Annotated in this window: 6 protein-coding genes and 1 pseudogene; 2 read left to right on the top strand and 5 right to left on the bottom strand. The window is 43.8% G+C overall.

Annotation, left to right across the window (positions count from 1 at the left end; all coding sequences use genetic code 11):
• Nucleotides 1–168: 168 nt before the first annotated feature.
• Nucleotides 169–369 carry a type ISP restriction/modification enzyme gene (locus NWP21_RS12525; protein ID WP_280792971.1) on the bottom strand — a complete coding sequence of 67 codons (201 nt, stop codon included), beginning with the start codon at nucleotides 367–369 and terminating at the stop codon, nucleotides 169–171.
• Nucleotides 370–580: 211 nt separating this feature from the next.
• On the opposite strand from NWP21_RS12525, the gene NWP21_RS12520 reads away from it, so the two are divergent.
• Nucleotides 581–811, top strand: coding sequence for a NifU family protein (locus NWP21_RS12520; RefSeq protein WP_271734137.1), 231 nt, complete (start codon nucleotides 581–583; stop codon nucleotides 809–811).
• Between the two features lie 75 nt (nucleotides 812–886).
• Nucleotides 887–3121, top strand: a complete 2235-nt coding sequence (locus NWP21_RS12515; RefSeq protein WP_280792970.1) for a glycoside hydrolase — start codon at nucleotides 887–889, stop codon at nucleotides 3119–3121.
• A 261-nt stretch (nucleotides 3122–3382) separates the two neighbouring features.
• On the opposite strand, the gene NWP21_RS12510 is transcribed toward NWP21_RS12515, so the two are convergent.
• The 4 genes and pseudogenes from NWP21_RS12510 to NWP21_RS12495 all read right to left on the bottom strand — a co-directional run.
• Nucleotides 3383–4948, bottom strand: coding sequence for an HlyD family efflux transporter periplasmic adaptor subunit (locus NWP21_RS12510; protein WP_280792969.1), 1566 nt, complete (start codon nucleotides 4946–4948; stop codon nucleotides 3383–3385).
• Between the two features lie 48 nt (nucleotides 4949–4996).
• Entirely contained in the window at nucleotides 4997–7999 is a 3003-nt protein-coding gene (locus NWP21_RS12505; RefSeq protein ID WP_280792968.1) for a peptidase domain-containing ABC transporter, read from the bottom strand.
• A gap of 85 nt (nucleotides 8000–8084) precedes the next feature.
• The gene (locus tag NWP21_RS12500) at nucleotides 8085–8837 is read right to left on the bottom strand and encodes a peptidylprolyl isomerase (RefSeq protein ID WP_280792967.1); all 753 of its coding nucleotides are present in this window, start codon (nucleotides 8835–8837) and stop codon (nucleotides 8085–8087) included.
• A gap of 485 nt (nucleotides 8838–9322) precedes the next feature.
• Nucleotides 9323–13396 (bottom strand): annotated as a pseudogene (locus tag NWP21_RS12495) (glycerophosphodiester phosphodiesterase family protein); the annotation flags it as partial.
• Nucleotides 13397–13473: the final 77 nt, after the last annotated feature.

Here is a 13473-nt window from a genome sequence, read left to right as displayed (position 1 = left end):
TGTTGTTAAACGCAAAGGGCGCAAAGGTTGGCGCAAAGGTACGCAAAGGTTTATTGGCGGTCTAGACTATGATCACATACATGATTTTCTAGTCAGATTTATCTGACTTTAGCTATTAGACGGGGGTTTCTAACCCCCGGTTACTCTGGGTGGCGATCGCCTGTCTCCCTAGTTATCAGACATCTGATTAACAATATTCATAGTTTCCACACTCACCCTACACACCCGCATCAACAAATCTATGACCTGTTCTTTGTAGTCTGCAAACCGGTAAGTGTTGAACTTTTCCGCAATGGTCGGGTCTTTGGGTTTCTTCTCTTTATATTGATCTAAAATCCATTCTAAGGCGCATAACTGTAAGTTTGTCATCTACCCTAGGGTAGAGATATAGATCCGGGACTGGTTTTGCTGTGGGTGAGAAGATTTTGCCGTTAAGTTTCACACTTTGGTAATATACCAAGAGACGATCATAAAGCTTGATTAGGTAGCTCCGTCAAATCTCTAATCTAAGGTAAATTATATCTAAAATTAAGTGGTTGAAGTTTGAAGATCACAATTTTCCTAACAACAGAGGTATCAAATGGAACTGACAATTGAAAACGTCGAAACAGTTTTAGATGAAATGCGCCCTTACCTCATGTCTGATGGGGGTAACGTGGAACTGGTAGAACTGGAAGGGCCAATTGTGAAACTGAGATTACAAGGTGCTTGTGGTTCTTGTCCCAGTTCCGCCATGACCTTGAGAATGGGTATTGAACGTCGCCTTAAGGAAATGATTCCGGAAATTGCAGAAATTGAGCAAGTAGTTTAGTGTCTGGGGTGATGGGGATGGGTATTACCTTGTCCCCATTACCCAGACCCCATTCTGTATATACCATAATTCACTATGTCTCATCCATTACACATCGCTTTTATTTGGCATCAACACCAGCCGCTGTACAAGTCCCCTAACAGCGGCGTTTCCCTTTCTACCAGTCAGCATTATCGCTTACCTTGGGTGCGATTGCATGGCACTAAAGATTATTTAGATTTAATATTAATTCTGGAAAAATATCCGAAGTTACACCAGACAGTAAATTTAGTCCCGTCATTAATTTTACAACTGGAAGATTACATTGCTGGCACTGCTTTTGACCCCTATCTCACGGCGAGTTTAACCCCAGATGCACAGATAACTGACGAACAACGAGAATTTATTATCCAACACTTTTTTGATGCTAACCATCATACCTTGATTGACCCCCATCCCCGTTATGCCGAGTTGTATTACCAAAGACAGGAAAAAGGGCAAGATTGGTGTTTAGCTAATTGGCAGTTAGCAGATTACGGCGATTTGCTGGCTTGGCATAATCTGGCGTGGATTGATCCCCTGTTTTGGGATGACCCGGAAATTGCCGCTTGGTTAAAACAAGGACGTAATTTTACTTTAAGCGATCGCCAGCGCATATATACCAAACAGAGGGAAATTCTCAGCCGGATTATCCCCCAACACCGGAAAATGCAAGCATCCGGACAGCTAGAAGTCACCACCACCCCCTACACTCACCCCATTTTACCCTTACTAGCTGATACCAAATCAGGGCGAGTAGCAGTACCCGAAATGAGACTACCTCACCAGCGGTTTAACTGGCCCCACGACATTAAGCGCCACTTACAAAAGGCTTGGGACCTATACACAGACCGTTTTGGGCAAGAACCACGGGGTTTATGGCCTTCAGAACAATCAGTCAGCCCGGAAATTTTGCCATATATTATTAAACAAGGCTTTAAGTGGATTTGCTCAGATGAAGCAGTTTTAGGGTGGTCGCTGAAACACTTTTTTCACCGGGACGCAGCCGGAAACGTCCAGGAGCCAGAACTATTATACAGACCCTATCGCTTGGCAACTCCCGCCGGTGATGTAGCAATTGTGTTTCGTGACCACAGACTATCAGATTTAATTGGCTTTACCTACAGTTCCATCCCCCCCAAACAGGCCGTAGCCGACCTAGTGGGACACCTGCAAGCGATCGCGAAAATGCAAAGAGAAAGCCACAGCGAAGAACCTTGGCTAGTTACCATTGCCTTAGACGGAGAAAACTGCTGGGAATTTTATCCCCAAGACGGTAAACCCTTCCTAGAAGCATTGTATCAAACCCTCAGCAACGAACCCCATCTTAAACTCGTCACCGTCTCAGAATTTCTCGAACAATTTCCCGCCACTACCACTATTCCCGCCGAACAGCTACATAGTGGCTCTTGGGTAGATGGTAGCTTTACTACCTGGATTGGTGACCCTGTAAAAAATCGTGCCTGGGACTACCTAACCCACGCCAGAGAAACCCTCGCCCAACATCCCGAAGCCACCGAAGAAAACAACCCAGAAGCATGGGAAGCCTTATACGCCGCCGAGGGTTCCGATTGGTTCTGGTGGTTTGGTGAAGGACATTCTTCAAATCAAGATGCCATCTTCGACCAATTATTTCGGGAACACCTATTAGGCATTTACAAAGCCTTAAATGAACCAGCACCCTCTTATCTCCAGAAACCTCTAGAGATTCACGCAGCCCGAACCGACCATAAGCCACAAGGGTTTATTCATCCGGTCATTGATGGTAAAGGTGATGAACAGGACTGGGACAAAGCCGGACGCATAGAAATCGGCGGAGCGCGGGGAACCATGCACAATAGCAGCGTCATTCAGAGACTCTGGTATGGCGTAGATCACCTAAATTTCTATGTGCGGGTGGACTTTAAAAATGGCGTTATCCCCGGACGAGATTTACCTCAAGAGTTGAATTTGTTGTGGTTCTATCCCCATAGAACAATGCACAATAGCCCCATCATCATGGCAGATATCCCAGATATCCCCCCCCTTAACTACCTGTACCACCACCATCTAGAAATTAACTTACTCACCGAATCAATTCAGTTTCACGAAGCTGGAGAACACCATCAATGGTATCCCCGTTTTAGCCGCGCCCAAGTCGCTTTCAAGAATTGCTTAGAAATTGCCGTACCGTGGGCTGATTTGCAAATTTCCCCAGATTATCCCGTGCGTCTGATTTTACTACTGGCTGATGAAGGATGTTTCCGCGACTATTTGCCAGAAAACGGTTTGATTCCCATTGAAGTCCCATAAATCTCAACTTTCCCTAAGAGGATGTTTGATAAGTTTTCCACAAGTAACTTTTATCTTAGGGAACAGGGAACAGGGAACAGGGAACAGAAAACAGGAAGGATTGGGAAGGATTGGGGAACACACCCAACACACCCAACACACACAAAACAATCAAATCCAGTCCCCTCCCCTTACAAGGGGAGGGTTAGGGAGGGGTCAAATAATATTCGATACACTAATCATGACTTGACAAACATCCTCTAACCCACCCTACTGAAAAAATTAACGTACCTCTTTCAAACTATCAAATTGTTTATTAAACATTTCAGTAAATAGATTCATGACTGTACGGTCTTCACGGACTCTAATATTAGCGGAGATTGACATACCCGACTGCAAGGATATCTTTCTACCATGAGCATCTAAATATTGTTTATCTAAACTAATTGTAGCGGGGAATCTATAAAATTGATATATTTCGTCTGGTGGTAATGCATCAGAGCCTATACTAATAACTTGTCCTTTAATGTCCCCAAACTGACTGAAAGGAAATGACTCAATTCTCACATCAGTCTTCATTCCTTCCCGGACGAAACCAATATCTCTATTGGTGATAAATACCTCAGCCAGAAAGTTATCATCAGGCACAATTTGCAGCAAGGTTTGACTAGCATTTGCTACAAAACCAGGGGTTTTTGCTTGTAAGTCAAAAATTGTTCCCCCCACAGGAGCGCGAAGTTCTTGATATTCAAAATTTAACTGAACTTGAGAAAGTCTACTATTTACATCTGCCAATCTTTGTTCATTACTTAGCAAAATTCTCATGAATTGGCTATCGATTTCGGCAATACGTTTTTTATTATCAGCTATTTTTTCTAAAACACTTTTACCGGATGCAGCTACAGTATTTTTGAGTTGTTCCTGTCCTTGCTCAATGGTAAACTGTAGACGTTGTAACTCCTGCTCTAATTGGTCTATTTCAGCGGTGAGGCGTTGTACCTGTTGTTGCTGATTGAGATACTGTAGCTGAGAGATACCACCTTCTTCTGCTAATATTTTAATTTTATCTAAAATCTGTTGCTGGATAGCCAAGCTAGATTCAGTATCACTCTTTCTCACTCGTATTTGAGCCATTTCTTTTCTCGTTTTCTCTACTTCTAACTGTGCTGCGGCCGAGCGAGAATCAAATTCCTTTTGAGCAAATTGTAAACGTTGCTGTTCATCAACTCCTAAACCTGCGACTGTATTCAAGTTACTCAATTCAGCACGTAACAACTCATTTTCATTAACTAAGGCTGTCCTACTTTTTAACAGAAATTCGGCATTTGCTGGTAACTTAGCCCGGATAAACTCCAATTCTGATGCTGTTGTATAACTATTTGCCATTAAGCGACGATAAATTTCGTTTTCCTCAATTAAGGCTTGGCGAACGTTATTTAATGAATCTAATTCAGCAACAGTAGCCACAGTTTCAAAAGTTAGCAGCAAGTCTCCAGGGTTGACTTTTTCCCCATCTTTGACATGAACCGATTTTACCACCCCATTCACAGGGGCTTGCACTTCTTTGATACTCCCCTCCGGCTTGAGTTGACCTGTAGCAGGGACTACTTGCTCAATCTTGGCGAAATAAGCCCAAGTAATTCCAAAACAAGCCAACAATATCAAAGACAGCATAATTGTGCGTGACAAAATTGGCGACTGGCGCAACAAAACTGCTTGATCAAAATTAACATAGTTAGGATTTGCTACAGGCCGACTAGGAACTTTTACCGGAGATGTAAGTACCTCTGAGTCGGGATTTAATCCGGTTTTTTTCTTACCGTTACCATTGCCATTAAGTTGAATCATGATGATGTTATTTGTGTTATTTTATTGGGGGTCAAGTTTTGAAGGCATTTAAGAATTAACTTCTTGTTGTTGGTAAAGATGAAAATAATTACCTTTAGCAGCCATTAATTCTTGATGGCTTCCCTGTTCTATAACCCTGCCATTATCCATGACGACAATCATATCTGCATGGCTGACAGTATTGAGACGGTGGGTGATAAAGAATACCGTATTATCTTTGTATGCTCGAGCTAAATTTAGACAAACTTGTCGCTCTGTGGGATAGTCCAGAGCGCTGGTGGCTTCGTCTAAAACTAATAGTTTTGGTCGTTGTAAAATAGAACGAGCGATCGCAATTCTTTGTCGTTGTCCCCCCGAAAGTCCAGCACCGCGCTCCCCTACCCTTGTGTTGTAGCCGTTGGGTAAGGACATAATAAAATCGTGAGCCGCCGCAATGCGAGCAGCCTCAATGATTTCGTCGGTGGTAGAATCAGGATTCGTCAGGGAAATATTTTCCAAGACCGTACCATCAAATAAGAGTGTTTCTTGGGGAACTACACCCACCTGTCGCCGCAGAGAATACAGTTCCACTTTAGAAATATCGTAACCATCAACCAAGATTCTGCCAGACTCCACCTCATATAGTCTCAGCAGTAACTTCATCATGGTACTTTTACCAGAACCACTCTGCCCAACAATACCAATAAATTTACCCGATGGAATATTAAGGCTGACATTAGAAAGTTGTAGCGGTCCGCTGGTTTGAAACCGGAAGGAAACATTGTCAAAGGTCACATTTCCTGATATTTCAGGTAAGGGAATGTTTTGGCGGTCTGCTTCGGCTTCTTCTGGTGTATCGACAATATCGCTTAAACGTTCTAGAGATAAAGCAGTTTCTTGGAAGCTTTGCCAGAGTTGCGCTAAACGTAATATGGGGCTAGTTACGTAACCTGATATAATCCTAAAGGCGATTAACTCACCTAAAGTTAGTTGTCCTTGGAGTACTAAATAAGAACCCATCCACAACACTAGCAAGCTACTAAGTTTATTCAGAAAACTACTAGTAGAATTAGCCAGGGTGGAAGTGATCACGGTTTTAAACCCGGCGGCTACATACCGAGCATAACGTTCTTGCCAGGAAAAACGCGATTGCAATTCAATATTTTGCGCTTTTACCGTTTGAATACCCGACATTACCTCAACTAAATAGGATTGAGTGTGGGCGTTGCGTTCAGCCTTGGTACGTAACTGTTTGCTAATGGTGGGGGAAGCAATTAAGGTGAGGATCACAAATATAGGAACTGTCCCCAAACCTACTAAGGTGAGCTGCCAACTATAAAACAGCATCACGATAATATAAATTATCGAAAATACCGCATCTAATACTACCGTTAAAGCAGTACCAGTGAGAAACTGACGAATATTTTCTAATTCATTGATGCGGGTGGCTAGTTCACCTACAGGTCGGCGTTCAAAATAACGCAGGGGTAACCGCAGCAAGTGATCGATAATTTGCGACCCCAAACTCATATCAATGCGGTTGGTCGTATCGACAAACAGATAAGTTCTTAATGTGGTCAGTAAGGCTTCAAACACACCCACCACTAAGAGCAAAATCCCTAAAACATTTAGGGTACCAATGCTATTTTGAACTATAACTTTATCGATAATTAACTGAATGACCAGGGGGTTAGCTAGCTGGGCTAGTTGGACAAAAAACGAAGCAATAAAAACCTCTATGAGAACTCGCCGATGCTTGGAAAGATAAGGAATAAACCATTGGATACCGAAGCGCTCTTGCGGTGTTTCTTTGGTAGTAGCTACCAATAAAACTCTCACCTGGGGAGGTAAGTTGTTTTCATCAACGCTTAATTTGGCTACAAATTCGGCGGTTTTGCTGCGGACAATTCCTTGGGAGGGAACACCTACAACAATACTATTAGGTCCTGTTTCATATAAAACAGCATAACTGCCATCATACTCAATGATCGCTGGTGTAGGAATACGCTCAATTGCCGCAACAGGTAGGTCTACTAACTGGGACTTGAGTCCGACTAATTCTCCTACATAAGCACAAGCTGGAAAGGATATACTACCTTGGCGTTTGATTTGCTCATTTAAGATGCGACGAAGCACCTCCCGGCGAAAGGGCATTTTTAGGTGTTTCGAGAGCATTTGTAAGCAAGCAAGGACTGTATCTAATTCCCCCTTACCTCGAAAAAATGGGTAATTTTGACGTTTTTGTTGTTGACTTTTCTGTTGTGGGGATGGTTGAGACTGGCTAACTTCTCCAGATATGTAGGGAATATCTAAGTCAACGGTGACGATTCCTTGAGTATGCTCATGGTTATCAACTCTCACTTCATGAGTATCTAAAAACGATAAATCCGCAGCCGAAAACCCAATTAACCGTGCAGGAATTTTTCCTTTGACTTCAATGGATTCACTCACTTCTAAGCGAGATCCAGGGGGAGAGTTGGTGACTGTCCCACCGCCACTGACAAACCAGATTTTTTCTCTATCCAGTTGGTGGTGGCGATTTTTACCAGGATTAAGGTAATTTATTTGGACATTTGCTAAGGCTTGCTCAGTAATTTCTCGCAGGTTAGAAACCGTACTGGCTTGCTGTTTGATCTGCGGACTCAAAACATCAAAAACTTCTGCCAAATGACTTTGGTTTAACCGGACATTGGCAAATTCTGGGTAAGCACCAAGAAGCTGTAAGTAGTCCGCCGCACTCACGCTTAAACAGATGACTTCAGTAGATGCGATCGCTGTTTCACAGGCTACTTCTCGTAACAAGCTGATTTCCCCCAGAATTGACCCTGGTTGCAGCAATTTCAGGGTAGTGGGGATTTGGGTTTGCGGATCGTATCCTAATAAGCGTATTTGTCCCTCAAACAGAATTGTCACTTGTTCGGGGAGTTTCTCTTGGCTAATAATTTTCCGCCCCGTACGTTGGCGCCAAACTTGTAGTTTTTCCGATAGCCCACCAATTACTGCAGTTGGTAATTGCTCAAAGCCTTCCAGACTAGCAATAAATTCTTGAAAGGTACTCTTAGTATAAGTCATTCTTATAATAGCTGGTGACGTTGATTGATAATTTCCTGGTAGTTGAATAGTTATAACTATGTCTTACCAATATGGCAAGTAGTTTTTAAGTGTTTGAATGATTATGATCGGCAATTTTAGCCTTTAACCAAGCTTGAAAACGTTCATTCAACAGCCTTTGTCGTACTGTGGGGTCTAACTGAGATGGCAGTAATTTTTCTAAGCGCACAATGACTATCCAGTTCTCTAATTGAGTAGGAGGTAATAGCTGTTGTGGTTGGGTACTAGCCAATATTTTGGCTAACATAGGATGGATGGATTGTAACTCTACAGGCCCCACTAAGCCATTGGTCTGTGCTTCTGGTCCTTGAGAATATTCTCGTGCCAACTCGCCAAAAGTTTGTTCTCCTGCTTGAATGCGGAAGTAGATTTCCTGAGCCACACCAATATCATTAGTCCGGATTAGGGAATAAATCACCCGATCTAATTGAGATTTGCGTTGGAAAAAATAAGCATCTAAATCCCCTCCCCAGGTAATTTGTTTAAATTTTTCCAGTTTGAATTGGCGAATGGCTATAGCCCTAAATTTCTCATCACTCAAATTATTTTGTTCTAGCCAACTCTGACGTAGTTCCTCAGAAGTCAGTTGATATTGAAGGGCCAATTGTTCCCCGGCACTTTTCTCTTCTTCTGGCGTACAGTCAATGTCGGCTATGGCCTGGTCAATCACCATTTCTTTGATTAAAGCTGGTAGCAATTGGTATTCCTCGAGCAATTGCAAAATTTCTGCTGTGGAAAAATTACTGAGGTCACTGGTAGTTTGTTGCCACAGGTTTTCCGATTGTATCACTGCTGTCATATCACTTTATAAACAATAGTCTTCAAAAGAACAATGAACAAATCTTGACTACGTACTCATTGGTTCCACTTAGGTAGACACAGCAGCCCAGATGTCACGCCTATATTAGGTGTGTTTAGCTAAGGACTCAGGGTGAACTATAGCGGATTGATTACAGCTATTCTTTGGCTATTATGATGTATGAGGCACATATAGCATACTTTATGAATTGAACACAAGTAAATAAGCATAGATAAATCGACCAAATATTTACGAGATCTGGATGCTGCTGGTGATGGTATTCATACGGTATTTATTTAATTAGAATTTGCAAGAATACTCATGTCGTTATAACCTGAATCCCCATGATTTGGCAAATCCCCAACACATAAGATCAATAGTTTGCCCATAGAAGCTGATAGCCATACTTAATCAGTGGGCGGGTTTATCCCCATCCCTTCCGTAGTATTCACCACAGATAGGGAGGGGATGACAACCGATGTTTGTTAGATGAAGAGGAATTGCTGAGTATTGCTCAAGTCAAGCTGAGTTGGGCTGATACCTTCTATTAGTGCCACATCGGCACCGCCAACTTGAATCAGGGTATTTCCCATCCGACCTAGGAGATTTACTTGGTTAGAAGTAATGCCCCCCATACCGATGCGGTCTACTCCCACCTCAAAGTCCTTGACTACATTGGTTGCACTGGGTAAAGAACCAGCAACCACCAGCCAGAAGTTATCTGCGCCTTCACCGCCCCAGAGTAAGTTATTACCCCCTTCACCTGCGTAGAGGCTATCATTACCATCACCACCAAACAGGCGATCGCCCACAGTGGAATATAACTCATCATTACCAGAACCACCATAGAGACGGTTCTGACCATCCGGGCTAGAACGCAGCACATCCCGACCAGAACCGCCAAAGAGCATCTGTCCCCGTCCTTCCACTACTTGTAGGGTGTCATGGTCAGCCGCTCCCAGGAGAATATTAGGCTCAGTGGCCGCTTCAATCACCATCAGAGTGTCATTACCCTGACTACCATCAAGCACAGTACCACCAGCAGGTCCCTGAGACCCTAGATATAGGGTGTCATCTCCCTCACCACCACTTGCATAGCTGTTACCGCCCACGGAGATCACATCATCACCCCCAGCAGAATTAACAGTTACATTTGATGTCAAACTAGCTTCCACCGTATCATCACCATTGCCGGTAAAGACTGTGACTCCAGATTGATTAGTGTTCAGGATGAGGTCATCATTATTGGCTGTACCCATAACCACCCCAGGACTGGGCAAATTTAGCGGCTCTTCCAAACGTAAGAGAATGATTTCATTGTTATCTATAGCCGGTGGTCTACCCACTGAAAACGGATAATTATTATCGTTAGTCAGCAGTAGTGTATTTTCATCAATCACCAGCACAGCCTCAATAGTCACGAAGGGGAAGGTAAATGTAGTGTCAGCATCTCCATTCAAATCATTGGGGTCACTGATATTGAGTAAATCAACGATTTCCTCCTTAGACACAAAACCATTAGCATCAATTTGGGAGAAATCCACCTTGAATACCTTCTTAAACTGGGCCGTTGTCCCTTGACCGTTGTCCCGTTCAATCACCAGAAATTCATTGTTATTCACCACCGTTATAGCACCGATCGCATGGTTAGGTTGTGCCATGGGGTAGTAGCCTACCAGACCCTGAAATTCCTCGGATTGGGCATCAAATCTATAAATCCGCAGAGAATTAGCAGGGTCACCTAAAACAGTACCCTCCAGCATCGGATAGATGGTTTTCTTGTCTGGGCTGATAGCCATACCTTCAAATCCCCGAGACCGAGCCAGATTGGAGAACACCGGTTCACCCAGGGATTGTTGTACAACTAAGCTATTAGTTCCGGGGAAATCGCTAAAGAAACCATCAACGCCCAAATCGAGGAACTGTTGATATTCTAGTTTGGGGTCACCATTGTACTCCGCAGCCAGAAAAACATCTTCATCGCGGAAAGTGTAGGGGTGTAGAACTAACCCCACTGCGTGGGCATCTTGTACTAAGGTAGTGGGTGCTTGGAGTTGACCACCTACACTAGGGACAATCAGGCGCTTGTTAGGACCAATACCAGCGGCGTAAGTAGCAATCTCAGCTAATTCTTCAGGGCGAGTCAAATCACCGTAGGTGCGAGCGTCACCACTGACCACGAAATCATAGGGCCGACCACTAGCACCACCGAGCAATTGTACCAATGGGATATCAACGCCAGCCGCCGGCATAATCGACTCTTTCAATTCCTTGAGATTACCTACCTCAAAAGACTGAATAAATATCCGTGAAGGATCTGTAAAGTTTTCGGCAACTAAAGTGTTAATTAGTAGCTGACCTAAACTGGTATTGATGGGTGTTGCACCATCTAACAAAGTACCTTCGGTGGCAAAGAAAGTCGGATGCTTGGTTTCCGGATAAATACCAATTTTACGACCTGTTTCTACTTCTACTTGCTTCACCAAGTCGATAATTTCTTCCAGGGTAGGAACCTTTAACCCATCATTATCAAAACTAGTTCCCCGTAAATCTGGTAACCGCTCGATGGAATTGAGGGTTTTGATTTCTGCTAGGGTGAAATCTTCACTAAACCAACCCGTATATGTCCGACCATCTATGGTTTTAGTAGTCAGGCGGTCAGCAAATTCAGGACGGTCGTTAACATCCGTACTGGTGACAGTTCTATTCACTGAACCATCTTGATTAAGAAGTGCTAAGGCGTTTTCATGACGGGCTATTAAATGGCCATCTTTAGTTGGTACTAAATCAGGTTCAATGAAATCAGCACCATCAGCGATCGCCAGTTTATATGCTTCTAGAGTGTGTTCCGGACGTAAACCACTAGCTCCCCGGTGACCAATCACCAAAGGTGCAGTACCGTCTAAAGTAGCAAATTCAGGAGGTAACAGACTGGGGTTATCAGGAGAAATAACCAACGCTCCAGTTAATTGGTCGCGGACTTGGTTACCCGTACCCGGAAAGTCTGTAAAGTAACCATCAATGCCTAACTGGATGAAATCTATATATTCCTGGGCTGGATTACCGTTATAATTTGCCGCTAGAAACCTCCCTTCGTTACGGAAGGTATAAGGATGTACCACCAAGCCCGCAGCATGGGCATCTTGCACCAGACTTGTAGGTGAGGTAGTCGTTTTATCAGCATCATTGACTACACCATCACCATTGACATCATCCGCTAGACCGTCACCATTGGAATCCACCCCTTGAACAGAGATAATCATCCGTTTCCACGGGCCAATACCAGAGGCGTAGGTGGCGATTTCTTCTAGTCCTGCTGCTGTCCGCAGGTCACCATAGGTGCGCGTGTCCCCACTCACTACAAAGTCGTAGGGTTGAATTTCACTTAATGAACCATCTAAGTTAACACCCCCTGCATCTAATAACTGAACTAGGGGAATATCCGTTAGTTGACTCAGCTTTTTCAGGTTACCAACTTCAAAGGATTGGATGTAAATCCGTGAGGGGTCGGTGAAACCAGTTTGTTCTAGAGTTGCTAATAAAGGTTCTTCCAGCGACAGACCCAGGTCATTGTGGAAAGTGGGATGTTTGGTTTCGGGATAAATGCCAATTTTCTTACCGGTATCAGCTTCTATCTGCTGAACTAACTCAATGATTTCCTCAAAAGTCGGAATTTCATAGATACCATTAAATACTTGAGTACGGTAGCCCTGGGGCATAATCGCCCGTAAGGTTTTGATTTCTGCTAGGGTGAAGTCAGAAGCAAAGAAACCTTCTTCCGCAACACCATCAACTATTTTGGTAGTCCGGCGGTCAGCAAATTCTGGACGGGAGGCCACATCAGTGGTGGCGATCAGATTCGGCTCATGACGTGCGATTAATACACCGTCCTTGGTAGAAACCAAATCAGGCTCAACAAAATCAGCGCCCCGTTCAACGGCTAGTTTATAGGCTCCTAGAGTATGCTCTGGTAGTTCTCCGCTAGCTCCTCGATGTCCAATCACAATGGGTGGTTTACCATCGAGAGTATTTAAACTGACGTAATTCGGTGTAGGAATGGGGGCCTGTAATAGCTTACCCGTGCTATCAAAGTGCAGGAGATAAGGACCAAATTCTTCTCCAATCCAGAAAGTCCCATCGGCTGCAACTACCAAGGATTCCAGGTCGAAATCAGCACCAGTTAACAGGCGATCGCTCGTGTTTTCGTTAACAATTGCGAAAGGAATCCTGTTGTCAGGGTCAGATAGTTGCACAAAACCCAACACATTAACAGTTGCATCACCCCCAGTGGTGGTGCGGAAGTTGGGGGTAGCGCGATAAATTCGCAGTAAATAATCAGGGCTATTAGCCTTACTACCAAAACCATTATCAGACATTAACCAGAAGGAATCAGCATCGGCTCTCTGGACTGAACTAAATCCCTGTATGGGCTGGCGCTCAAAGGGTATGACTCTACCATTGGTATTACCAGTAATAGCACTACCTGATGATGGACCATCGGCAAAAGTATCAGCAGGAAGAGAAGCAAAACCTACAAGTGTAACTTTCGGGTTGTTGGACTCTGACATAGGATTACGTGGTTGATTATAAGTGCTGTCATTAAGGGATCAGGGGAAAGCATAAGCGATGTTTTCCC

Source organism: Anabaenopsis sp. FSS-46 (assembly GCF_029891665.1).
Lineage (GTDB): Bacteria > Cyanobacteriota > Cyanobacteriia > Cyanobacteriales > Nostocaceae > Anabaenopsis > Anabaenopsis arnoldii.
This window is presented reverse-complemented; position numbering and strand designations above follow the sequence as displayed.

Bases quoted from the DNA above. Each gene is read 5' to 3' on its own strand.
- NWP21_RS12515 (WP_280792970.1), top strand. From the start codon at position 887: ATGTCTCATCCATTACACATCGCTTTTATTTGGCATCAACACCAGCCG.
- NWP21_RS12510 (WP_280792969.1), bottom strand. From the start codon at position 4,948: ATGATTCAACTTAATGGCAATGGTAACGGTAAGAAAAAAACCGGATTA.
- NWP21_RS12520 (WP_271734137.1), top strand. From the start codon at position 581: ATGGAACTGACAATTGAAAACGTCGAAACAGTTTTAGATGAAATGCGC.
- NWP21_RS12525 (WP_280792971.1), bottom strand. From the start codon at position 369: ATGACAAACTTACAGTTATGCGCCTTAGAATGGATTTTAGATCAATAT.
- NWP21_RS12500 (WP_280792967.1), bottom strand. From the start codon at position 8,837: ATGACAGCAGTGATACAATCGGAAAACCTGTGGCAACAAACTACCAGT.
- NWP21_RS12505 (WP_280792968.1), bottom strand. From the start codon at position 7,999: ATGACTTATACTAAGAGTACCTTTCAAGAATTTATTGCTAGTCTGGAA.